Source organism: Paenibacillus sp. NPDC093718 (assembly GCF_050279985.1).
GTDB lineage: Bacteria > Bacillota > Bacilli > Paenibacillales > Paenibacillaceae > Paenibacillus_AQ.
In genome coordinates this window covers 96,545-119,489 of sequence record NZ_JBNNUS010000010.1, presented here as the reverse complement: position 1 = coordinate 119,489, position 22,945 = coordinate 96,545, and the positions used below count along the sequence as shown (strand labels likewise).

General features: G+C 45.6%; 18 protein-coding genes and 3 pseudogenes. 18 read left to right on the top strand and 3 right to left on the bottom strand.

Annotation, left to right across the window (positions count from 1 at the left end; genetic code table 11):
• Positions 1–190 precede the first annotated feature (190 nt).
• The 7 genes and pseudogenes from ACQKPA_RS25905 to ACQKPA_RS25875 all read left to right on the top strand — a co-directional run bounded on the left by ACQKPA_RS25905 (position 191) and on the right by ACQKPA_RS25875 (position 11,262).
• A complete protein-coding gene (locus ACQKPA_RS25905) occupies positions 191–1,213 on the top strand; it encodes a 2-oxoacid:acceptor oxidoreductase family protein (protein WP_427495353.1) in 1,023 nt (340 codons plus the stop codon).
• Positions 1,210–3,507: a thiamine pyrophosphate-dependent enzyme gene (locus tag ACQKPA_RS25900; RefSeq protein WP_427495352.1), complete on the top strand. Its 2,298-nt coding sequence runs from the start codon at positions 1,210–1,212 to the stop codon at positions 3,505–3,507. Before ACQKPA_RS25905 ends, ACQKPA_RS25900 begins: the two co-directional genes overlap by 4 nt.
• A 169-nt stretch (positions 3,508–3,676) precedes the next feature.
• On the top strand, positions 3,677–5,941 hold the full coding sequence (locus ACQKPA_RS25895; RefSeq protein ID WP_427495351.1) for a helix-turn-helix domain-containing protein: 2,265 nt from the start codon (positions 3,677–3,679) through the stop codon (positions 5,939–5,941).
• 224 nt (positions 5,942–6,165) lie between these two features.
• Positions 6,166–7,161 (top strand): ABC transporter permease, encoded by a 996-nt coding sequence (locus ACQKPA_RS25890; protein WP_427495350.1) that lies wholly within the window; start codon positions 6,166–6,168, stop codon positions 7,159–7,161.
• Between the two features lie 54 nt (positions 7,162–7,215).
• On the top strand, positions 7,216–8,115 hold the full coding sequence (locus ACQKPA_RS25885; protein ID WP_427495349.1) for a carbohydrate ABC transporter permease: 900 nt from the start codon (positions 7,216–7,218) through the stop codon (positions 8,113–8,115).
• 133 nt (positions 8,116–8,248) lie between these two features.
• A complete protein-coding gene (locus ACQKPA_RS25880) occupies positions 8,249–9,955 on the top strand; it encodes an ABC transporter substrate-binding protein (RefSeq protein WP_427495348.1) in 1,707 nt (568 codons plus the stop codon).
• Between the two features lie 78 nt (positions 9,956–10,033).
• Positions 10,034–11,262, top strand: a pseudogene (locus tag ACQKPA_RS25875) (alpha-L-fucosidase).
• A gap of 120 nt (positions 11,263–11,382) precedes the next feature.
• Here ACQKPA_RS25875 and ACQKPA_RS25870 read toward each other — a convergent pair.
• Entirely contained in the window at positions 11,383–11,607 is a 225-nt protein-coding gene (locus ACQKPA_RS25870; protein WP_427495346.1) for a hypothetical protein, read from the bottom strand.
• A gap of 210 nt (positions 11,608–11,817) precedes the next feature.
• On the opposite strand from ACQKPA_RS25870, the gene ACQKPA_RS25865 reads away from it, so the two are divergent.
• The 3 genes from ACQKPA_RS25865 (at position 11,818) to ACQKPA_RS25855 (ending at position 14,281) form a co-directional block, all read left to right on the top strand.
• Entirely contained in the window at positions 11,818–12,384 is a 567-nt protein-coding gene (locus tag ACQKPA_RS25865; RefSeq protein ID WP_427495345.1) for an SF0329 family protein, read from the top strand.
• 60 nt (positions 12,385–12,444) lie between these two features.
• Positions 12,445–13,149, top strand: a complete 705-nt coding sequence (locus ACQKPA_RS25860) for a demethylmenaquinone methyltransferase (RefSeq protein ID WP_427495344.1) — start codon at positions 12,445–12,447, stop codon at positions 13,147–13,149.
• Between the two features lie 142 nt (positions 13,150–13,291).
• Positions 13,292–14,281 carry a tRNA dihydrouridine synthase gene (locus tag ACQKPA_RS25855; RefSeq protein ID WP_427495343.1) on the top strand — a complete coding sequence of 330 codons (990 nt, stop codon included), beginning with the start codon at positions 13,292–13,294 and terminating at the stop codon, positions 14,279–14,281.
• A 95-nt stretch (positions 14,282–14,376) separates the two neighbouring features.
• Here the strand turns inward: ACQKPA_RS25855 and ACQKPA_RS25850 are convergent.
• A pseudogene (locus ACQKPA_RS25850) lies at positions 14,377–14,518 on the bottom strand (IS30 family transposase); the annotation flags it as partial.
• A gap of 180 nt (positions 14,519–14,698) precedes the next feature.
• Here ACQKPA_RS25850 and ACQKPA_RS25845 point away from each other — a divergent pair.
• Complete coding sequence (locus tag ACQKPA_RS25845) at positions 14,699–15,706, top strand: zinc-dependent alcohol dehydrogenase (RefSeq protein WP_427495342.1); 1,008 nt, start codon at positions 14,699–14,701, stop codon at positions 15,704–15,706.
• 201 nt (positions 15,707–15,907) lie between these two features.
• Here the strand turns inward: ACQKPA_RS25845 and ACQKPA_RS25840 are convergent, their stop codons facing one another.
• On the bottom strand, positions 15,908–16,546 hold the full coding sequence (locus ACQKPA_RS25840; protein ID WP_427495341.1) for a GntR family transcriptional regulator: 639 nt from the start codon (positions 16,544–16,546) through the stop codon (positions 15,908–15,910).
• A gap of 172 nt (positions 16,547–16,718) precedes the next feature.
• Here ACQKPA_RS25840 and ACQKPA_RS25835 point away from each other — a divergent pair, with 172 nt between their 5' ends.
• The 7 genes and pseudogenes from ACQKPA_RS25835 to ACQKPA_RS25805 all read left to right on the top strand — a co-directional run bounded on the left by ACQKPA_RS25835 (position 16,719) and on the right by ACQKPA_RS25805 (position 22,904).
• Complete coding sequence (locus tag ACQKPA_RS25835; RefSeq protein ID WP_427495339.1) at positions 16,719–17,879, top strand: mandelate racemase/muconate lactonizing enzyme family protein; 1,161 nt, start codon at positions 16,719–16,721, stop codon at positions 17,877–17,879.
• A gap of 50 nt (positions 17,880–17,929) precedes the next feature.
• Positions 17,930–18,358: pseudogene (locus tag ACQKPA_RS25830) on the top strand (TRAP transporter large permease subunit); the annotation flags it as partial.
• A 17-nt stretch (positions 18,359–18,375) separates the two neighbouring features.
• A complete protein-coding gene (locus ACQKPA_RS25825) occupies positions 18,376–19,683 on the top strand; it encodes an ABC transporter substrate-binding protein (protein ID WP_427495338.1) in 1,308 nt (435 codons plus the stop codon).
• 13 nt (positions 19,684–19,696) lie between these two features.
• Positions 19,697–20,581 (top strand): carbohydrate ABC transporter permease, encoded by an 885-nt coding sequence (locus tag ACQKPA_RS25820; protein WP_427495337.1) that lies wholly within the window; start codon positions 19,697–19,699, stop codon positions 20,579–20,581.
• On the top strand, positions 20,578–21,402 hold the full coding sequence (locus ACQKPA_RS25815; protein WP_427495336.1) for a carbohydrate ABC transporter permease: 825 nt from the start codon (positions 20,578–20,580) through the stop codon (positions 21,400–21,402). Before ACQKPA_RS25820 ends, ACQKPA_RS25815 begins: the two co-directional genes overlap by 4 nt.
• Before the next feature lie 21 nt (positions 21,403–21,423).
• Positions 21,424–22,128 carry a PIG-L deacetylase family protein gene (locus ACQKPA_RS25810; protein ID WP_427495334.1) on the top strand — a complete coding sequence of 235 codons (705 nt, stop codon included), beginning with the start codon at positions 21,424–21,426 and terminating at the stop codon, positions 22,126–22,128.
• 23 nt (positions 22,129–22,151) lie between these two features.
• Complete coding sequence (locus ACQKPA_RS25805; protein ID WP_427495333.1) at positions 22,152–22,904, top strand: HAD family hydrolase; 753 nt, start codon at positions 22,152–22,154, stop codon at positions 22,902–22,904.
• The last annotated feature ends 41 nt before the right edge of the window (positions 22,905–22,945 follow it).

Below are 22,945 nucleotides of genomic sequence, written 5' to 3'. Positions count from 1 at the left end.
TTGTGATTATTGTCGTAACGTCAGTATAAGATTGCCTCGCAATTGGACTGTTGAAGACAGTATACTTCGCTCTCACAACCGACATAGTGATTGGAATCACAATTTTTTAAGTAGTGAGTTTAATCACAAACCCGGTCCGTTTCTTCTTTTAAACTGGAATTAATGACCTAAGAAGAAATGAGGAGAGAACATGTCGATTTTGCCTCAAAAGAATGAACTGGGATTTTTCGAGATCCGTCTCGAATCCATCGGCGGGCTTGGCGCTAATCTGGCCGGAAAAATGCTGGCCGAAGCCGGGGTTACCGGCTCTGGACTTAACGGTTCGAATTTTTCCAGCTATGGTTCGGAGAAAAAAGGGTCGCCGGTGAAGAGTTTCGTAAGGTTCTGCGATCCCGAGGTGGAAATCCGCGATCACAGTCCCATTGAGCAGCCGCATGTCGTCGGTGTATTTCATGAAGCATTGTATAAGACGATCGATGTCATAAGCGGATTACAGCCTGATGGAACGGTGCTTGTGAATACGGCGCGAGACCTGTCCGGAGTGGCCGTTGATCTGAACATGACGCAGGGAACGCTGGCCGTAGTTGATGCGCTGAAAATTTCCGTTGAGGAAAAAACCAAAGTGAATACGGCCATGCTGGGGGCATTGTTCCGGATCTGCAGCTTCCTGAACCCGGACGATATGCGGCAGGTGATCCGTACAACATTTGAGAAAAAGCTGCCCCACCTCGTGGAAGCGAATGTACGGACCTTTGACCGAGGATATAACGAGGTCCAGTTCCTTTCCTTGGGAAATGGCTCAGAGCTTATGGACAAAATTGCTTTCGCAAGACCTCAGCCGATTCTTGGATATGAAACGCAGGAGCTGGGCGGGATTCTGAACGTTACGGCGAACAGTGTCCTGAAGGATCTTAGCGGCTCCCGGCAGGGATATTTGCCAGAGTACAAGATCGAGGACTGCATTCACTGTGCCGCCTGCGATACGGTATGTCCGGATTTCTGCATCGTGTGGGAGAAGAAACCGGATAAGCGCGGGAATATGCAGATGTTTATGAAAGGTATCGATTATCAGTATTGCAAAGGCTGCTTGAAGTGTATCGAAGCTTGTCCGACCACCGCTTTAGCTGCCATGTTAGAAGAGCCGCATTATGCGGAGCAGCACCGTGTGCCGCAATCATTTCCCTATTTAACTGCGGAGGGAGTCAGATCATGAATATGCAAATTCAAGAAACAACGGAGAACAAGCTGGCGGCGGCTCAAACGGCAGTCTTCGAATCGGGCAACGAAATGGCTGCCATGGCGGCTGCCCAGATTAACTATCACATTATGGGTTATTTTCCGATTACACCATCTACGGAAATCGCCCAATATCTTGACATGATGCGTACACGCGGCGAACACGACATCAAGCTGATTCCAGCTGACGGCGAACATGGATCGGCGGGGATTTGCTACGGTGCGGCCGCAGCTGGAGCACGGGTATTCAACGCTACCAGCGCGAATGGTTTCCTGTATATGATCGAACAGCTTCCTGTGCAGGCGGGCACACGTTTCCCGATGGTCATGAATCTGGTGACGCGTGCAGTCTGCGGACCGCTGGATATTCGTGGTGACCATTCGGATCTTTACTACGGCCTGAACACCGGCTGGGTGATTTTGACCGCCCGTTCACCGCAGGCAGTGTATGACATGAATATCATGGCGCTGCGAATCGCGGAACATGAAGACGTACGCCTGCCGGTCATTGTAGCTTATGACGGATTTTTCACATCGCACCAGAAACGCCGGGTACACATATTTACGAACCGGGAAACCGTTCAGGAATTTGTAGGGGAAAAGTCGCCTGAATATCCACATGTGCTGGACGAGAACAACCCGATCGTTGTTGGGGCTTATATGAACGGCGACGATTTGATGAATAACCATTACCAACAGTCGGGCGCCATGTACCGTGCGGGCGAGGTGTTCAAGGAAGTGGCAGAGGAATACGCAGCTTTGTCCGGAAGGCCTTATACGCCGCTTGATCTGTACCGAATGGAAGACGCGGAGGTGGCTTTATTCCTGCTCAATTCGGCGGCCGAATCCTCCAAAGACGTCGTGGATCGGCTGCGGGCGAAAGGGATTAAAGCGGGCATAATCAGCCCGAATATTCTCCGGCCGTTCCCTGCCAAGGAAATTCGCCAAGCGCTGACAGGTGTCAAAGCGCTGCTGGTTGGCGAACGCGCCGATTCTTACGGTGCACATGGGGCCAATCTGACCCATGAGGTCAAAGCGGCCCTGCAGGAAATCCGTGGTCCGCAGCCTATTGTGCTGTCCCGCATATTTGGACTTGGCGGGAAAGACTATTACGCGGATGATGCGGAAGCTTTTTTTGCCTTGACGATCGAGGCCATGGAGCTCGGTTATGCCAAAGTGCCGTTTGATTATTACGGCCAAACACCGGGAGCTGAGCAGCAAAGGCTGCAGCCGGTCATTGCCCCGATGAATGGAGACAGCTTTAAATCTGGCCTGATCACCGTAAAGGTAGATGAAGAGACAAGTGAATTATCCGTTAAAGTACCGCCGATGCGTGCGCTTGCCGCGAAACCGAAACGGTTTGCTTCCGGTCACGGAGCTTGCCCGGGCTGCGGTATTTTCCCGGCGTTGGAGCTCTTTTTCAAAGGGATTGAAGGCAATGTCGTTACTCTATTCCATACCGGCTGCGCTTATATCACAACAACGGGGTATCCGTATAACTCGCATAAGCAGAGCTTCATTCATAATTTGTTCCAGAACGGACCGGCGACTTTATCCGGCACGGTAGAAGCGTTCCTTGAGAAGAAACGCCGCGGGGAAATCGAAGTTCCTGAGGATTTCACTTTTGTGATGGTGACCGGTGACGGCGGCATGGACATCGGGATGGGCTCGGCCATCGGGACGGCGCTGCGGGGCCATAATCTGATCATTCTGGAATATGATAATGAAGGCTATATGAACACCGGTGCACAGCTTTCGTATTCTACGCCATTAGGGCATATGACCAGTACGTCCGGTGTCGGCAAACAGCAGCAGGGCAAAGCGTTCCATCACAAAGATACGGTGCAAATGATGGCGGCGGCGCATATTCCGTATGTATTCACGGGGACGGAAGCATTCCCGCAGGATCTTGTGAAAAAGGCGGCAAAAGCGCAGTGGTACGCCCAGAATGTAGGTACTGTCTATGGCAAGCTGCTGATCACATGCCCGCTGAACTGGAAATCGAGCGATAAGGATGGGGAGAACATCGTCCGCGCGGCCGTGAATTCAAACTTCTTCCCACTGTATGAAGTGGAGCAGGGAGAAACGAACATTACGTACGATCCTGAAGCGAAGAAAAAGCAGGTGCCGCTCAGCGACTGGCTGAAATACATGGGCAAATCAAGACATCTGCTCAAGGAAGAAAACAAAGAAATGCTTGGCGAATTTGAAAAAGAAGTGGAGCGGCGCTGGTCGATTCTGAAAGCGAAACACGAGAACCCGCTACTTTAAATATTCAATACAGCATACTAGGATTACAACAACGGAGCGGGCATTGTCCCGCTTCTTTTTTGGTTTAGGTATGGGCGTATCGTTATGACTATGGAGAACTATAACCCAAAAGGTGCTTTTTAAGTTATAATAATTAAAAATTTGTGAAAAAACGGTGGGAGGGTTGATCATGCAGAGATCCTGGTACAAGCGTCTATTGCTCTCCTATATGCCCATTTTTGTTATTGTGATTACCTTTATATTTTTTGTTTTCTTTCAGCTGTTCAGCGAACAGAGCCGGCGGGAGGCGCTTAACGCCAATAAGTCGCTCTCCTTGCAAGCGATGCGCATGGTGGACACGTCCCTGAAGGTGATCGACAATATGATCGTTCTCGAGAGCATCAACAGCAAGGCTTTGAATGATTTTTTCAAATCATCTGCCGTTGGCGATCCATATATTAATATTCAAGCTGTTCAGAAGCTCAAGGAGATTATTAATTATTATCCCTTGATCGATTCGATTTATCTGGTGAGGAATTCGGACGGCTATGTGCTCAGCAATGCCACGAATGGATACATAAGTACATATCCGGACCATGAATTTATTGAACAATATCAAGTATCGAAAACGCCGAAATGGACAGGCGCGAGAAATTTCGAACAATTTAAAATGAAAGGCGGCAAACAGGTGGTCAGCCTGGTCAGAGGATCACCTTATATGAAAAACGACTTAGGCATGATCGTTGTCAATGTGAGCACGGAATCCTTGAACAAGCTTACCGAAGAGATGCTGGATTCCAACATGAGCTTCATTCAGGTTCAGGATACCTCCGGAAATCATTTGTTCGGCACCAAAGCGGATCGTCCGCCATCCCAAGTCAATTCCCAGTATGTATCAAGCTATACGAATTGGAACTATGGAAGCGGTTTGTTGAACAACGGTTTTGTAAGCGCTATCTCTTATCTCTATAATCTTTGGTTTATCATAGGTCTTGGCATGATTGCCATCGGCTTCATATGGATGATTTATGTTTCCAGGCGAAATTCCAAGCCAATTGAGGAGATCGCTGCCCGTTTCAGCAGCTATTCGCTTCCGGTGGTGAGCAGTGGCCGACGTAAGGGGAAGCTGGATGAATTCGCATTTATCGAATCCGCCTTTGACAACATACTGGAACAATCCAAGGAATATCAGGAGAAATACCGGGAGGATCTCCATGTCAGGACCCGGTTTATGTTCCGCCAGCTGATCGAAGGGGACTCGCCTCTATCTGTATCCGAATGGAAGTCTGAAGCGGCTCGACTGAATTTGCCGCTGCCACTGGATCGATATCGTATTCTCATCCTGGAGATTGATAAGTACGGGGATTTCTGTCGGGATTATTCCAAGACCGATCAAGATCTGCTTAAATTCACTCTGCGGACTGTCGTGGATGAGATCGCTTCAAAATGGGACTGCCGGCTGTGGTCGGAATGGACATCACCTTCCAACCTGTCCATTATTCTGTTTGAAGAACGGGATCAGGACAAGTTTGAGGAGGCCGTACTGGTTCCGATTGCGGAACAAATCCTGGCATGGACGCACCAAAACTTGAAATTTACAATTACGATGGGAATGGGTCGGTCGACAGATCAGATTGGCGATATTCCGCAATCCTATAAAGATGCGATGCAAGCCTTAAAGTATAAAATTGTGCTCGGTGAGAACCGTTTGATCCGCAGCGAGGATATTTCGAGCCATGGCATTGTCGAGGTTTATACGCATTTAGGTGAGATTCGTGCAATTATCCAGTCCTTCAGAATGCAGAAGGAGCAGTGGAGCGAGGATTACGATAAATGGTTTGAACAGCTGAAGAACAGCTTCTTGACCAATGATGAAATATTCAGCCTGATGAATTATCTGGTTTATTACACCGGCCGCGAAATGTCGGGACTAGGCAAGGAAATTTACAACAAGTGGATACAGGAGGAATTGCCGAAGCTGACGGTAAAGGTAGACAATTCCTATTCCCTGGAACAGCTGAGACAGGAAATTAAACAAGTGCTGACGGAGCATTATGAACAGATGAAGCAGATTCATAATGACAACCAATACTCCAGCATCATTAGAAACATATGCGATTTAATTGAGCGTGACTATGCGAATCCGGATCTGTCCCTTGAAATGCTGGGCGATCGGTTTCAGCTGAACGCCAAATATGTGAGCAAATTGTTTAAGGAAAATACCGGACAAAGGTTCGTTGATTTCCTTATTGATATCCGTATGAAGGAAGCGAAGCGGCTGCTGACGGAAACCGATTATTCCGTGCAGGAGATCGCAGAGCGGGTCGGATATGCCCATGCTATTTCGTTTACCCGCGTTTTCAAGAGGACGGCTGGAGTTACCCCGGGCGAATACCGGAATGGCCGGAAGGCCAAGGAACGGGGAGAAAATGATTCAGCAGTAGAAAACGGTTAAGGCGGCGATCATGGATCGCTGCCTTTTTTGATTGAGAATGAACCCGTTGTTAAGGCGTTCCGTTCGCCTTGAATGAACCCTGATTCGCTTTCTATGAGGAGGCCCAGGCGAAAATGGTTAGTCGTTTTTATTTTTGTTTCTTGTTGCCGGATGACATTGTTGTATACACTCGGTTTACATCGCAAGGACCTGAAAGTAGGAATGGACGAAAGGAGTTAACCCGCATGCCGAGACTGAACTCTAGGCTTCAAACCGAACCAAGCCTGGAACCGAAACCTCCCATAATATTGAAAGCGTTGCCAGAAGTGAAGAAAGGAAGGTCTAGAAGAAAACAAATTAAGCGTCATTGGCAGCTGTATCTCGTTCTCTTGTTACCCGTTCTTTATTTGATTATTTTCAAATACATACCGATGGCCGGTATTGTAATCGCATTCAAGAATTATAACGTAATCCAGGGAATCTGGGGCAGCGACTGGGTTGGACTGAAATATTTTCGCCAGTTCTTCGATTCGCCGAACTTCTGGCTCTACATTAAGAATACGCTTGGCATTAGCTTCTACGGATTGATTGTAGGCTTTCCCGCACCGATCCTGCTGGCACTCGCGCTGAATGAAATCCGCAACGGCTTATTCAAGAAGACGGTACAGATGGTTTCATATGCCCCTTATTTCATATCTACGGTGATTATGGTTTCGATCATTATCGTCAACTTGACGCCAAATGTGGGGATGATCAGTAAATTATTCGAGATGTTAGGTATGAGTAATACGAATTTTATGGGTATACCGGGCCTGTTTAAGTCCATTTACGTCTGGTCCGATGTTTGGCAATTTACAGGTTACGGAGCGATTATTTACATCGCAGCACTGTCCGGCGTTAACCCGGAGCTGTACGAATCAGCCAAGGTAGATGGCGCGTCCCGCATCCAGAAGATTCTGAACATCGATATACCAAGCCTTATTCCCGTATCGGTCATTCTGCTCATTCTCAATCTGGGCAACATCATGAAACTAGGATTTGAAAAAATATACCTGATGCAAAATCCGCTTAATTTAAGCACGTCGGAAGTCATATCCACTTATGTGTACAAGGTTGGTTTGCTGGGCTCCAGCTTCAGCTTCTCAACGGCGATCGGTCTCTTCAACTCGGTCATCAATCTTATTCTGCTGGTGTCCGTCAATTACATCGCCAGAAAGCTGTCGAACAGCAGCTTGTGGTAGGCCTGTTCTACGCAGCCAGTAAACAATAGCAACTTTGGAAAGAGAGGAGACCCTATGTTCAAAAAAGCCGCTATACGTGAATCGAAAGGCGACCGCCTATTCATGTTCTTGATCTATCTGTTCTTGACCCTGATTCTTATTGCTGTAGCTGTACCATTAATCTACATCGTAAGCTCGTCCTTCAGCTCGCCTCAGGCGGTTACATCGGGCAAGGTGTGGCTGTTTCCCGTAGATTTTACGCTGGACGGCTACAAGGCGGTATTCAATAATCCGCAGATCGGCGTCGGCTATCTGAATTCCCTCTTTTATACCGTTGTCGGCACCCTCATCAATGTAACGCTCACGATTATGCTGGCTTATCCGCTGGCGAAGAAGTCGCTTTACGGCCGCAATTTCTTCATGGTTCTGCTGGTGATCACGATGATGTTCGAAGGAGGACTGATTCCTTATTACCTCGTCGTTAAGAATCTCCATCTGCTGGATACGCGGTGGGCCATGATTTTACCGGGGGCACTGGGGGTATTCCAGGTTATCGTCGCAAGGACGTTTTTCCAAACCACGATCCCCGATGAATTGGCGGAAGCCGCGGAGCTGGACGGATGCAGTGACATCCGTTTCATATTCAGTATTGTCCTGCCGCTGTCCAAACCCATTATTGCGGTCATGACATTGATGTATGCAGTCGGGCATTGGAATGCTTATTTTGATGCACTGATCTTCTTAAGGAATCCTGACTTGTTCCCGCTTCAAATCATTCTCAGAAACATTCTAATTCTGAATTCAGTCGATGCTTCCATGATGGCGGATGTGAGCCAGATGCAGGCGCAGCAGGGGCTCAAGGATTTGCTGAAATATTCCTTGATCGTTGTTGCCAGCTTGCCTGTGCTTATCATATATCCTTTCGTCCAGAAACATTTTGTCAAAGGCGTCATGATCGGCTCGCTAAAGGGCTGATCATGACAGAGCGATAATGGCATCAAGGAGGTGAGGCTGTACATTATTCAGATACGGCAAAAGCTGGTGGAGGCAAAAGCATAGGAAAGGGCCAAACGCCCGAAATACGGATGATAAGCGGGGGGTATATTCGATGGAAAAGAGCATGAAGAAGAAAAACTGGCTAGGTATCATTAGCTGCCTAATGGCTTGCATGCTGCTGCTTAGTGCCTGCGGCGGAGCTAATTCCGGCAATCAGTCAAATGGCAAGACGGCCGACAACGGTGCTGCCAATGAAGATTTATTTAATGCTGTTGGTTCCTATCCGATCGTGAAGGAGCCGATGACCATTAAAATGTTCGCGCCTCAGTTTGCGTCAATCGAAAACATGGATACCAACTTATTTACCAAACATCTTGAAGAGAAGACGAACATCAATATCGCTTGGGACCTTGTACCGGAAAATGCTTTGAACGACCGCAAGCAGCTCATGCTGGCCGGCGGCGATTATCCTGAAGTCATTCTCCAAGGGAATTTGACCAAGGAAGAGCAAATGAAGTATGGGTCGCAGGGCGTGTTTATCCCTCTGAATGATTTGATAGACCAATATGCACCCAATATCAAGAAAGCGATGGAGGATATCCCTTACATGAAAGCCTCCATCACGACTCCGGACGGCAACATCTATGCATTGCCGCAGGTCAATGAATGCTACCATTGTGACAATGCGCTCAAAATGTGGATCAATAAAAAATGGCTCGATAAAGTGGGACTGCCTGTTCCAACGACAACTGACGAATTTTATACTGTGCTGAAAGCGTTCAAAGAGAAGGATCCGAACGGCAACGGCAAACAAGATGAAATCCCGCTGACAGGCTCGGATGAAATGTGGGCAGGCAACGTCTCCGCCTTCCTGATGAACTCGTTTATCCTTGATGATTACGTCGACAAGGGTTCGGGTACGTTCCTCCGCGTCATGGATGGCAAAGTTGATTTTACGGCAAACAAAGAAGAGTGGAAGCAAGGCCTCCTTTATCTGAATCAATTGTACAAAGAGGGATTAATTGATCCCGCTGCCTTTACCCAGAATGCCGATGCTGTTCAGCAAATGGCCAACCGGGAACCGGACAATATTATGGGTACGTTATCAACTGCTTTAATCAGTTATGCTTACAGCATGGATGATAAGGCGCCGCGTCATAAAGATTATGTTGCCCTGCCTCCGCTAAAAGGCCCGAATGGTGTGCAGCAGACGCTGAATTTTGCGGGAATCGGTGTCTCACAATTTGCGATTACGAATAAAGCGACGAAAGAGCAGCAGATTGCCGCCATCCGGTTAGCGGATTATCTATATACGGAAGAAGCGATCCTGTTGCAGGAATATGGCCCTGAAGGCAAAGGGTGGCGGAAAGCTGAATCCGGAGAAAAGGGTATGGATGGAAAGCAGGCTAAATATACAGCTATTCCTATCCCCGACAAAAAGCCGACGCATAATGACGGTTGGGAGCAGATCGGTCCATCACTGAGAACCTACGCTTATCGCGCGTCCTGGACAGCTCCTCAGGATCCGCTCGCTCCCGATGGATACGGTACCCGTCTGAATCAGGTTTCCAAGGAATATGAACCGTACCAATCCAAGGAGCAATATCCAACAGGACTGTTCATAGCGCTTGAAGATGCCGAGCTCGTTGCGCAGATCAAGACGACGCTTGTCGACTACGTAAAATCCAATATGGCGCAGTTTATTACAGGCTCTAAAGATATCAATAAAGAATGGGATGCATATGTGCAAGGGCTGGATGGCATGCAGCTGAGCCAGTACCTGGAAATCTATCAAAAGGCATTAGATGCCGGAAAATAATGCTAAATCGGTTCCCTGCGCACGGGTTTCCCTTGCGCAGGGGATCATCATTTTCATAGAAAGCAGGTGTATGATTCAATGAATGAACTTGCAAAGCCATCTCCGCAGCAGCTGGCATGGCAGGATATGGAGCTGGGTATGTTCTGCCATTTCGGTATGAATACGTTTTGCGATCAGGAGTGGGGAGACGGAACGGATTCAGCGGAAATCTTTAATCCAGAGCAGTTGGATGCACGGCAGTGGGCCAGGACCGCAAAACGCGCAGGTTTTAAGTATCTGGTATTGACCGCAAAGCATCATGACGGATTCTGTCTGTGGCCGACGAAAACGACCGATTACTCCGTGAAGTCCAGCCCATGGAAAGGCGGCAAAGGAGATGTTGTCCGTGAAGTTGCCGATGCCTGCAGAGAGGAAGGGCTCCAGTTCGGATTATATCTGTCCCCCTGGGATCGGCATGAACCTTGCTATCCCGATAAAGAGGCTTATGACAATTTTTATGCGGAGCAATTAACGGAGCTTCTGACCGGGTATGGACCGTTGGTCGAGTGTGGTTCGACGGAGCCGGTTCCCAAGGCAGGGAATACGATTGGAAAAGAATCATCGGTCTGATTGATAAATACCAGCCGGATGCAATGGTCTTTAATATGGGGCGCCCAACGATTCGCTGGGTAGGGAATGAAGACGGCGTCGCGCCTTATCCGTGCTGGAATACGGCCACCACGGCGAAGGGGAGCATGTTCACCAGCGATATGATGACCTGGATGGAAGGGACTCCGTCTTGGGTACCGGCCGAATGCGATGTTCCGATCCGCAAGCTTCACTGGTTCTGGCATCCTGATGATGAAGCAAGCTTAAGAAGCCTGGAGGAAGTATTGGATATTTATTACCGCTCGGTCGGTCATGGCGCTACGCTGCTCTTGAATATATCCCCGGACAACCGCGGGCTGCTGCCTGAAGTGGATGTGGAGCGTGTTATCGAATTCGGAGATGAAATCCGCCGCAGATTCGGGCAGCCGGTTGGCCAAACGAGTGGAGAAGGAACCGAGCTGCTTCTGAAGCTGGAGTATATTCAGCCAGTAAATCACGTAATCATCATGGAAGACATTGCTCATGGGGAGCGTGTGCGTGAATATGTGCTCGAAGCATTCAGCCATGGCGAATGGAAGGATCTTGTACGTGGAAGTGCGATCGGGCATAAAAAAATCGACCGGTTCGACACCGTCGAAACCGATCAATTGCGGGTTAGTATTCTTTCCAGCGTGGAGCAGCCTTTGATCCGCAATTTAGCTGCATATCACGTGGAATGAAATTAGTAAAACCAAGAACAGACTGCCACGGCAGTCTGTTCTTGGTATTTGGTACTTCGTCTATATTTCTTGAGTGGAGCTTAGAAAATACTGCCTGGGTATCTTGATTTTACGCGCTAATCACGTTACCGCAATAGTCGCATTCCTTCTCATCGTTAGCATACACGATGATCCTGGCTCCGCAGCTCGGGCATTCCATGGATCTAGGTCCGCGCCCCCGATCCTCGCTTTCAGCGTATTCTTCTTCATATTCCACATCATCGTATTCGTATTCGTCGTCTTCATATTCCTCATCACCATATTCGTCAACATATTCTTCATCATAATCAGCATCATATGCTTCATAATACCCTTCTGGCTCAAAAAAACGGTGCGGACATAAGGGGAACGGTAGACAAGGAAGCCTTGATGAGCTGTCTAAACGAACCTAGAAGCAGATATTCCATTATATGCGGGACAGGTTATGGGTTGTTTTTTTGCAGGGGTTTATTCATACTGAATACGATGTGCAGATGGATACCGCGCCCCTCAGGGCTTGAAAACATAGGAGGAACCATGTCCTGGAGCAAATTAAAGCAACAGCTGGAGAGTTTTCTCAGTCCTGCATTAACTGGAAGAGTTGAATATCGCGCAACAGGTTATCGTTATTTACCTGATAAAGCAGGGCTTTGTTATATTTCGGTAGATAAAAAGAACGTACTCCATATGAGTGATAAAACCAGCTCAATAAGGTGGTATCAGACGGAGCTGGAAATTAAGAATGATCCCCATATCCAAATTCCGATCAGCGATGATGAATTGGAAGCCGTCAGAAAGGAAACCAAAGGGACCGTTCCAGAGGATCGTCTAAACGTCATTGCAAGAAATAGAAAAGTATCCGTACTCGCAAAGGAGCTTTTGTCAGCACAGGCTGCATTAAGTAAATCCAATTTTGTCGCTACAGCGAATAAGTTCTTATCTACTTCTATAGAAGAAAGCATAGAGAGCGATGATATCTTATTGAATATTCTAGCCTTGGTGGACAGACGAGTTGGCAAAAAGCGGATTGTAAACATGGCAAATAGGATGAAGTTAAAGCATCCGATTGTGCAATATTTTTATGAACTGCGGCACCGTGCGTGATGAGCATAAATCATTTTCGTTGAAAGAATATTATTGCACTTGTGGAAGAGAGGGAATTTCATGTCTGAACAAACAAAGTCGGAAAGAGTTCATCAGGTATTTGAAAAGATATCGGATCAATACGACTCGATGAACTCGGTTATTACTTTTAGGAGACATATCGCATGGCGCCATGATGTTATGAAACGGATGAATGTGAAAGAAGGAAGTAAAGCTCTTGATGTGTGCACGGGAACCGGGGATTGGGCGATTGCTCTAGCAAATGCAGTTGGAACGCATGGAGAAGTCATTGGATTAGATTTTAGCCAAAACATGCTCAAAATAGCACAAGATAAGCAAGAGCAACAAGCTTTAAAGCAGCTGACCCTTATCCAGGGAAATGCCATGGAGCTTCCTTTTGAAGATGATTCATTTGATTATGTGACCATTGGTTTTGGTTTAAGAAATGTACCCGATTATTCAACCGTACTGCGGGAGATGTATCGAGTAACGAAACCAGGCGGACAAGTCGTTTGTTTAGAAACATCCCAACCCACATTAATCGGTTATAGACAAGCTTCCCTCTTTTATGTTCGCCATATCATGCCCTTGCTTGGAAAGTTTATTGCCAAAAGTTATGATGAATACTCATGGTTACAAGAATCAGCCCGTCATTTCCCCAATAAAAACGTACTGAAACAAATGTTTTTGGAAGCGGGATTTTCCAAGGTAGATGTAAGAAGCTATAGTGGCGGTGTCGCGGCAATGCATAAGGCGATAAAATAAGTGTCCTGCGATTAACATATACTGCCGTTTGAAATACGCTGCTTAAATATGCTATAAGTGAAGGAAAGCAAGGGCATGAACAGGTTAGACTTATCATTTGAGGACAAAGATTTGTCCTGATATTTATAGAGGGGTATTGGATATGAAAGACAATTTTTGGCGTGATTTACCGCGGCCTTTTTTTATACTAGCGCCTATGGAAGATGTGACGGATGTTGTGTTTCGCCATGTCGTAAGTGAAGCCGCCAGACCGGATGTGTTTTTTACGGAGTTTGCGAATACCGAGAGCTATTGTCACCCGGATGGGAACCACAGTGTGCGCGGACGTTTGACTTTTACAGAGGATGAACAGCCGATGGTAGCCCATATCTGGGGAGATAAGCCGGAATTCTTTCGTCAAATGAGTATCGGCATGGCGAAAGAAGGGTTTAAAGGCATCGATATTAATATGGGTTGTCCTGTAGCGAATGTAGCTGAGAATGGGAAGGGAAGCGGGCTGATCTGCCGTCCCGACATTGCAGCGGATATTATCCAGGCGGCCAAAGCCGGGGGATTGCCCGTCAGTGTAAAAACAAGGCTCGGTTTTAGTGCCGTAGACGAATGGCGCGACTGGTTGACCCATATTTTGAAGCAAGACATTGTGAACCTGTCCATTCATCTGCGGACAAGAGAGGAAATGAGTAAAGTCGACGCGCATTGGGAACTGATACCAGAGATTAAGAAGCTTCGTGATGAGGTGGCGCCCGATACGCTGCTAACCATTAACGGGGATATTCCTGACCGTCAGACCGGCCAGAAGCTCGCTGAACAATACGGTGTGGATGGCATTATGATTGGGCGTGGGATTTTTCATAATCCATTTGCTTTTGAGAAGGAGCCGAGGGATCATAGCAGTGAGGAATTGCTTGATCTGCTGCGGCTGCATCTGGATCTCCATGATCAATATTCGGCACAGATGCGGCGCTCCTTCAGCGCACTTGTCCGCTTCTTCAAAATCTATGTCCGTGGATTTCGAGGGGCAAGTGAACTCAGAAATAATTTAATGAACGCAAAATCAACAAGTGAAGTACGTGCGTTGCTTGATGAATTTGGAAGCAAGAATTCTGATCAGGTAGATGAACGCGGAAATTAAATGGACAGGCTGGAGAACACCAGCCCTTCAGGAGAACAAATAATATTTTTGGAAAACACGGCCGACGTGGCTGTGTTTTTTCTTTTGACGGATTGTCAAGCTAAGTGCGACACCTCTTCCATGAAAGCTTCGTGAGCCGAGCGCCATCCGAGGCATTTGCGAGGTCAGCAGGATGGGGTTAGCCAGTTCTTCATCGGTAACGGAAGCGAAATCGTGCCCTTTAGGGAAGAACTCCCGAGAAGACCGTCCAATAAAATTGTTAACAATATTGTTGACAATGAAAAAAGTGGAATTTATACTTTATTTAATTAGAAATGAAAAGGAGGATAGATTTTATTAATACAGCTAAGAAGCTCATACAGATTTCAAAGTGGGTCAGCAGCTTTAATAAAGGAGGGGTAACGTATATTACCGAAAATGAAAGCGCTTATATGGGAAGATAAGGCTGTCCTCAGCCTTCGTGAAGTTCCGGTTCCTGAGATAGAGGCCCATGAAGTCCTTATCCGTGTTAGTTATACGGGAATGTGCGCGACAGATAAAGAAATCGTAACGGGAGCCTTTCCGACACCTCCCCCCTATATTCTCGGCCATGAGATTACGGGCAGCATTGCAAGTGTAGGAGGCTTAATCCAAAACCTTAAAGCAGGTGACCGGGTTGTAGTGGATCCAGCGATCCCTTGCCAGGAGTGCCCAGCTTGCCACGCTAATCGGCCTGAATACTGTTATGTATATCGTGAAATAGGGATTAATGAGAATGGGGGCTGGGCTGAATTCGTCAAAGTGCCTGGTCGATGCGTACATCGAATTCCTGATGAAATCACGGATCTTTCAGCGGCGATTTTCGAACCCATGACCTGCCCTTTTGGCGCCGTGGAAGCGGCGAATGTATATCCCGGGGATGATGTTCTTATTTTTGGCGATGGACCGGCAGCCTTCTATTTTGCGCAGATTGTTAAGTTAAAAGGTGCAGGAACCATTTCAATGGTCATGAAACAACCCGAGAGAATAAGTCTGTTTAACAGTATAGGGGTTAAGAACTTTTACTTAATTGAACAAATTAAGGATATGGCTTCGAACGCTGTAGTTAAAGAACACAATGGGTTTGACCTGGCGATTGACGCGGTGGGGGCGTCAGAAACGGTAAAGCATACCGTAACCTATGCTAAAACGGGTGGCAGAATTATATTTTATGGTTTAAAAGATTCCGCTACAGACTATTTTCCTCATCGGGAAGTTATTTTTAAAAACCTTACGATCTATGGGAAAACCAACTCCCCTTCGATTTGGCCCAAAGCCATTCAATGTGTTAAGCAGGGCGATATTATCCTCGAACCTTTGATTGAAAAAATAGTTAAGCCTGAAGAAGTGCCGGGTTTGCTGCAGCAATGGGAAGGCAAGAAAGCAGTCATCGATTGGAGAACCTAAAAAAGAGAGAAAATAAAGTAGAGGAGCAATGGGAACGCGATTCCTATGAAATCGAGCGTGGGCTATTTGGGAACGAAAGAGTCAGTGACTGCTTTTCTAACATTAAAAATTAAATAGTGCAAGTATGGACTAAACAAAAAAACAGTTCATGGATAATACCAGGAACTGTTTTTGTTCATGTGCAGGGCGGGAGGGCTTCACTTAATAAATATGGCGCTGCAATTCTGCTTCGATGCGTGACAAGGATCTGGATTGAATGGCTTCTAGCAGTGAGCGATGCTCTTCAATTAACTTAGTGAAATTATCCTCCTGATGTTTGCGGCCATTTGTCATGAAGTGGAAAATAATGCGTGACGATACGCCTGACCATATAGCCATTAGGTAGGGCTCTTTGGTTGCATGGATCAAATATTCATGAAATTGCAGGTCTTTCTCTATTACTGTTTCCAAATGGTTCTTTTCGCATCCAGCTTCAAGCTCGGATAGAATGGCTCCCAGTCTCATATAATCTTCGTCCGTCAATTGAAGGTATATTTTCTTCAAGGCGTAGGTTTCCAACAAAATGCGTAATGGGTTAAGTAAAGCAGTAACCTCTTCATCCTCGACATCAGCAACGACGGTTTCCCTATGCGTTTGAGTTACTAGCAAACCGTCTCGTTCCAGGAGTAGAATAGCTTCACGGATAGGACCTCGGCTAAGCCCCATTTCCTTGGATAAATCAATTTCACGTAAACGTGTTCCCGGCTTAATCTTTCCATATATAATCGCTCGCTTGATATCTTTAAACACTTGGTTTCGTAATGTATCAGTTTTTTTCACGCTAAAACGAAAATCAGTCATCAGTCATATTAGCCTCCATTTACTGTTTTACTAAAATTATAATACATCCACCCCTGTCTCCAGTCAACAAAATTGATGATTTTATTGTTAACAATATTGTTGACAATAAAATTTCAACGATGCTATACTGAGATCGAAGTTACACAATAACATTACTTATGGTGGTGAAGGTATGAAAATTATCGACGTATTAACAACCCCAGTCCTTATTCCATTTAAAAAGCCTGCTAAGTGGTCAGGTGGAACAAGACGAAATGCTCCAGCTCTGATGATTCAATTAAAAACCGATGAAGGCCTGGTAGGCATCGGGGAATGCGTGGGGCCAACCATCCCTACGATCCAAACTGTGGTTGAGAAGGAATTCAAGCCGTTTTTAATTGGCAAGGACCCCATGCAGACCGAGTTGATCTTGCACCAATTAGAAGAATATATTCTTAATTGGTCTCAGATGGGTTATTATGCGCTGGCGGGTATCGACATAGCCTTATTGGATCTGAAAAGTAAAATTTTAAACACACCACTTTATAATTTGCTTGGCGGTTTATACAAACAGGAAACTAGATTTGCAGGGTATCTGTTTATTGATGATCCGTTAATCAATGCCAAAGAGGCTGAGGAAATTGTGGCGAAGGGTTATGACGAAATCAAAATCAAAGTGGGCCGTGAAGTCGATTATGACGTGGAAAGAATAAAAGAAATCAGGGCAGCTGTTGGCCCTAACATAAAGCTGCGCGTAGATGCTAATCAAATTTGGAGCGTAAAAACAGCCATCCAAGCTATTAATAAAATGGAGAAATATGACCTGCAGCTCGTAGAGCAGCCAACACCTTACTATGATATTGACGGATTAGCTGAAGTTAGTCGGTCGGTATCCGTGCCGATTACAGCAGATGAATCCTGCACAACCTTTGAAAGCGCACTCAAATTGATTGAGAAAAGAGCAGTCGCTGCATTTACAGTATATCCTTCTGAGGCGGGCGGGTTGTTGAAAGCAAAGCAAATCGTAGAATTGGCAGATACATACGGTATCTGGTGTGTAACCGGCTCTTGGGCGGAAACTGGAGTTGCCACGATGGCCAATGCCCATCTCATTGCTTCATCCAGAAACTTCCCGTTTGCAGCAGATACGCATTACGAATGGTACAGCTCAGATGTGCTTAAGCAACCTATTAATTTTCAACAAGGACGCGTGAAACTCACGGATGCGCCTGGACTTGGAATTGAGCTGGCTGAAAACTTCAACGGCTTGGATAAAGAGGAAATTAGAGAAATGGTTTTCTACGATAGTGAATCCGGCTCAGATTATCAGCCTAGAATCGGCATGATCCTATAAATTGAAACAGAAAGAAGGGTGAAAGTTGAGCTGAAGCGGTTGGGAAGCAAGCCACCGCATTTGGTCGATTGCTCACTGTTGAACAGATCCCTAACCAAGTAGCCAATGCACTTTTGTCAGTATCGGATAATGCTACGATAATTATAATACTTATCACACTGCTATTGCTGATCGTTGGTTCCTTTATGGATACTCTAGCAGCCATTATAATATTAACTCCAATTTTATTGCCTATCGCTGTTAATCTAGGCTATGATCCTGTACATTTTGGTATTTTGATGGTTGTTAATTTGGCTATAGGTTTCATTACGCCTCCGGTGGGGGTTAACTTATTTGTGGGTTGGGGTATATCCGGAATATCTGTGGAAGCGCTATCAAGATCGGTCATACCTTTCTTTTTTGTTATGGTATTAGCCTTATTACTTATTGTATTCATACCGGATTTATCCCTTTGGATTGGCCATTATTTTTCAATGTAAAAAAGGGGCGTGAGATCATGGGAATTTTTAGAGGGAAAAGAGGTTTTAAATTATGGATTATCATGCTGCTGTTACTCAGCGCCGCCTGTTCGAATCAAAGTAATGACCACAAGGATGCTTCACAAGAAGTAATATTGGATTTTATGGTCACAACGGAGAATCTAAGCGACCGGTTAAAAAAGGTGATTGAAAATTACGAAGCAGCAACCGGTAACAAGGTGGAGATTCAATCCTTTCCATCCACAGAATACAATAATATTTTGAAAACCAAGATGATGTCGGATGACGGTCCGGACCTCTTTGTTACGGACGATATCGCCATGGCGCAATTTGCAAATCCCAGGACGTGGTTCACAGACTTGTCCTCAGAGGAATGGGTAACCAGGCTGTCTCCCGGCGGAAAACAAATGATCACTTGGAACGATGGACAGATCACAGGCCTTCCCATTACAAATCCAGGCGGATTTGGGCTGATGTACAATAAAGATATTTTCGAGGAGGTAGGCATCACTGAGCTGCCGACTACCTGGGAGCAATTTTTAGACATTTGCGAAACGTTAAAAAAAGCAGGGTATATTCCGATTAATATTCAATTAGCCAATGGAAGTGAGTTTGGTACGACCCATTTAATGCATCAACTGTTTGCCAATGTAGAATTAACACGGCAGGACAATATTCAGGCTTTCTACGAGGGTCTAAATACGAATCAGATTAAACTAGCTGACGTCTCCGAATACCAACAAGCCTTGGAGCAAATGGTGGAATTAAAAGAAAAGGGATATACCAATGATGATTTTATGTCCACCTCCTTCGACATGACACAAGAGAGGTTTGGCAGCGGTAAAGTGGCCATGCATCCTTGTGGAGATTTTGTTCTGCCTCCGATGCTGGAAAATTACCCCGATTTAAGGGTTGGATTTTTACCAGCACCTTTCAATGATACTCCGGGTGCAGCGGCCTTGTACGCCGGAGTTGGTATATCCGTAAATTCAAAGGCTGATCAAAAAGCAGCGGCCCTTGAATTTATTAGCTTTTTCGCCTCTAAGGCGCAGCAAGAACAGTTTATGAGTACGGCTCCAGGAACCAATGTATTTGCTGATGTAAAGGCTGAGCACAACATGATCAGTCAAGATTTGCAGGTTTACATTGATCAAGGTAGAGCTTTTATGCTGTTGGCGGGAAAGATGGAGCCGTGGCCAGAGATGGAAGCTAGAAAGGCGATGCAAGAAATGATGCTGGGCTCAAAAACGCCGCTGCAGTTTCTAAAAGAGATGGACCAAAAAGCAAGCATTATCGCCAAAGGGAAAAAATTAGAAGGATGGTAAGAGGAGATAAACTATGAGAATGAATGCGAAAAGCGCCATTCGATATCCCATCTTGTTTATAGTTCCTGCGCTTGTGATTTACATGATCTTCTTTATTTACCCAACCTTATCGGGCTTTTACTTTTCATTTACCGATTGGAATGCCTCGAGCACAGAAGTTAAATTTGTTGGAGTTCAACAGTTCATGGATGTGGTACAAAATCCTGATTTTACATTAGCTTTAAAAAATACGTTTCTATTCTCAATCACAACAACGTTAGGGAAAAACATCGTTTCTATTGCTTTAGCCGTGTTTTTAACCACAGCGCTTTTAACAAGAAATGCTTTAAGAGCCGTATATTTCTCTCCGGCCATCTTGAATATTGTTGCGGTGGGATTAATTTTTCAGGGGCTAACCAATCCTGACATAGGTTTTGTTAATCATATGTTTCGAGTTTTAGGTCTTGATTTGTTTGCTCTAGGTTGGATCAGTGATCCCAAGTTATCCATTCATGTCGCAAGTGTGATGGAAATCTGGCGTGCAACCGGAATTACGATGGCTATTTATATAGCAGGAATACAAAATATCTCTAGGGATTATTATGAAGCTGCAACCATTGATGGGGCTCCTGCCTGGAGCAAATTTATGTATATTACGCTCCCGTTGTTAATGCCTGCTGTCACTATCAATGTGTTATTGTCTTTAATTTATGGCTTTCGAATGTTTGAAGGGATTTACTTTTTGACCCAAGGGGGGCCAGGAACCTCTTCAGAAGTCATCATGACCATGGTTTATAAATACATGGGACAAGGGCTTTACGGCTATAGTACCGCGCTTAACTTAATATTGGTTGTGATCATTTTGATCTTTTCTTTCCCTGTCCTTTCGTATTTGAGAAAAAAGGAGGTTGAGGGATGAAAAGCCAAAAACTCACATTAAGGGTGCTAGAGGGTGTCCTTTGGATGTTCAGTGCATTCATCTTCGTTCCATACTTGCTGGTCCTTTTAACCTCCGTAAAAAATGCAAAAGAGGCTGGCTTATTTACACTCACAGTTCCTTCGGAAATTCGCATTTTACAGAATTATAAAACAGTGTTTGAACAGGGATACGTGATTCAAGGGTTTGTAAACAGCATGTTGATTGCAGTTCTATCCTTGTTTGTTATCTTGATGTGCTCTGCCCTGCTTAGTTTTTATATTGCGCGGGTAAAGGATGCATTCTCTAGCTTTCTCTATTATTTTTTCATTATGGGGATGATGGCACCGATCAGCCTTGTGACCACATTTGAACTGCTGAAAAGTCTAGAGCTGATTAATACTAGAATGGGCGTCGCTATGATATTTGCCAGTACACTGATTCCTTTTGCCACATTTATTTATGTAGGCTTTGTGAAAGGCTTGCCTAAGGAATTGGATGAATCCTCTACTATAGATGGCTGTGGCCCTTACAAGATGTTTTTTTTGGTCATTATGCCATTGCTGCAGCCCATTACGGTTACAGCAGGCATCTTGGTTTTTATGAATGTCTGGAATGATTCTCAAATTGTGCTTTTCTTTTTAAATGATAATGCGAAGTGGACGATGCCGTTGAACATTTATAGATTTTATGGGTATTACCGCTATGAGTGGAATTATATCTTCGGCAGTGTGCTGCTAACAACACTACCTGTGTTTCTGCTTTATCTCGTTGGGCAACGATTCATCATTGAAGGTATGACGAGCGGAGCAGTCAAAGGTTGAAATAAAATGGAGGGATCTACAATGAGAGTACTAGCTGTCGGAGCCCATCCCGATGATGTGGAGCTGCTGTGTGGAGGGACGCTGGCCAAGTATGCAGCAAAAGGTAACAAGGTAACCATTATGATTGCAACAAACGGCAACGTAGGCTCAGAAGTATTAAGCAGTGAAGAGATTGCGGCAATACGCAAGCAAGAAGCTGAGCAGGCTGCATCTATCATAGGTGCGGACCTGATTTGGCTGGGATACGATGATGAGTTTCTATTTCATGATCGACCGACTCGGATGGCGTTTATTAATGCCATACGCAGTGCAAATCCTGATGTGATGTTCGTGCACGGGGAACAGGATTATCATCCCGATCATCGTATATGTGGAGAAATCGCAAGGGATTGCCGCATATTAATAACCGTACCCTTGATCATCACCGAACACAAGCATATGTTGAAAATCCCCCACGTATTCATTATGGATAACTTAGGGGCTATAGGTTTTGAACCTGAAGTATATGTCGATATCACCGAGGTGTTCGAGACGAAGGCAGCTATGCTGAAATGCCATAAAAGCCAGGACAGCTACCTTCAGCATATGTATGGAATGGATTATGTGCAGTTTATGTCCACGGTGTCTTCAATGCGGGGACAGGCCATTGGTGTTCGGCACGCCGAGGCGTTTAGAAGCTTACCGATGTATCCGGTAAGTGGAGGGCCTCACCTGCTGCCGATCTAAAATATTTCAGAAGGAGTGTAGAAATGAAAACCGTATGGTTTGGCGACGTGCAAGTACAATTGAAAGCAGTAGGATTTGATAAAGATGGAACCCTATTTGATGCAATATCCTTTTGGGCGTATATCGACCAATTAAGATGTTCCGAATTTTCTGGAATTGTAGGTCCCGGGTATGAGCAGGATTGGCATGCACTTATGGGCTGGAGGCATTATCCTGATGATATTGATTACAATGGAACGTTAGCCATTGCAACGATGGCGGAAGAAATCATTTTGGCCGCAGGACTGATTTATCAAAAAACCGGCAGGCCTTGGTTTCAATGTAAGCAGTTCGCAGAGCAGGTTTTTACTAAAGCAGATCAGAGTATGGTCATTGCAGAAGCGTTTAGCAAAAAGCCAGGTGTTCCTGAAGTGATCATTAACTTGAAGCAGCATGGCGTAAATACCGGGATTCTGACTTCTGATAGCTTTATGCGGACTGAAGCCTGTATGAAGCTGCTTCAGGTCGATGAGTTTTTGGATTTTGTTATTACGCCCGAAAAAGTGAAATATGGAAAACCCAATCCCGATATGGTAGAAAGCTGCTGCAGCATGTTCAATATTTTACCTTCAGAGCTTGCTGTAGTGGGTGATTCCATCGTAGATCTTAAAATGGCCAAAGCAGCTGGCAGTATTGCCGTTGGATTGGTGACACATGAAGGATCCAGGGAATCGCTGGGTGAATTCGCAGACATTATGATTGAATCCATGATGGATATTAGAGTAGAACAGGACTGACTCTTGGGGGTATCGGGAAGAGAAGTATCTTACACATGAAT

Excerpts from the sequence above, each read along its gene's own strand:
- ACQKPA_RS25905 (WP_427495353.1), top strand. The coding sequence starts at position 191 with ATGTCGATTTTGCCTCAAAAGAATGAACTGGGATTTTTCGAGATCCGT.
- ACQKPA_RS25900 (WP_427495352.1), top strand. The coding sequence starts at position 1,210 with ATGAATATGCAAATTCAAGAAACAACGGAGAACAAGCTGGCGGCGGCT.
- ACQKPA_RS25895 (WP_427495351.1), top strand. The coding sequence starts at position 3,677 with ATGCAGAGATCCTGGTACAAGCGTCTATTGCTCTCCTATATGCCCATT.
- ACQKPA_RS25890 (WP_427495350.1), top strand. The coding sequence starts at position 6,166 with ATGCCGAGACTGAACTCTAGGCTTCAAACCGAACCAAGCCTGGAACCG.
- ACQKPA_RS25885 (WP_427495349.1), top strand. The coding sequence starts at position 7,216 with ATGTTCAAAAAAGCCGCTATACGTGAATCGAAAGGCGACCGCCTATTC.
- ACQKPA_RS25880 (WP_427495348.1), top strand. The coding sequence starts at position 8,249 with ATGGAAAAGAGCATGAAGAAGAAAAACTGGCTAGGTATCATTAGCTGC.
- ACQKPA_RS25870 (WP_427495346.1), bottom strand. The coding sequence starts at position 11,607 with ATGAAGCATATGATGCTGATTATGATGAAGAATATGTTGACGAATATG.
- ACQKPA_RS25865 (WP_427495345.1), top strand. The coding sequence starts at position 11,818 with ATGTCCTGGAGCAAATTAAAGCAACAGCTGGAGAGTTTTCTCAGTCCT.
- ACQKPA_RS25860 (WP_427495344.1), top strand. The coding sequence starts at position 12,445 with ATGTCTGAACAAACAAAGTCGGAAAGAGTTCATCAGGTATTTGAAAAG.
- ACQKPA_RS25855 (WP_427495343.1), top strand. The coding sequence starts at position 13,292 with ATGAAAGACAATTTTTGGCGTGATTTACCGCGGCCTTTTTTTATACTA.
- ACQKPA_RS25845 (WP_427495342.1), top strand. The coding sequence starts at position 14,699 with ATGAAAGCGCTTATATGGGAAGATAAGGCTGTCCTCAGCCTTCGTGAA.
- ACQKPA_RS25840 (WP_427495341.1), bottom strand. The coding sequence starts at position 16,546 with ATGACTGATTTTCGTTTTAGCGTGAAAAAAACTGATACATTACGAAAC.
- ACQKPA_RS25835 (WP_427495339.1), top strand. The coding sequence starts at position 16,719 with ATGAAAATTATCGACGTATTAACAACCCCAGTCCTTATTCCATTTAAA.
- ACQKPA_RS25825 (WP_427495338.1), top strand. The coding sequence starts at position 18,376 with ATGGGAATTTTTAGAGGGAAAAGAGGTTTTAAATTATGGATTATCATG.
- ACQKPA_RS25820 (WP_427495337.1), top strand. The coding sequence starts at position 19,697 with ATGAGAATGAATGCGAAAAGCGCCATTCGATATCCCATCTTGTTTATA.
- ACQKPA_RS25815 (WP_427495336.1), top strand. The coding sequence starts at position 20,578 with ATGAAAAGCCAAAAACTCACATTAAGGGTGCTAGAGGGTGTCCTTTGG.
- ACQKPA_RS25810 (WP_427495334.1), top strand. The coding sequence starts at position 21,424 with ATGAGAGTACTAGCTGTCGGAGCCCATCCCGATGATGTGGAGCTGCTG.
- ACQKPA_RS25805 (WP_427495333.1), top strand. The coding sequence starts at position 22,152 with ATGAAAACCGTATGGTTTGGCGACGTGCAAGTACAATTGAAAGCAGTA.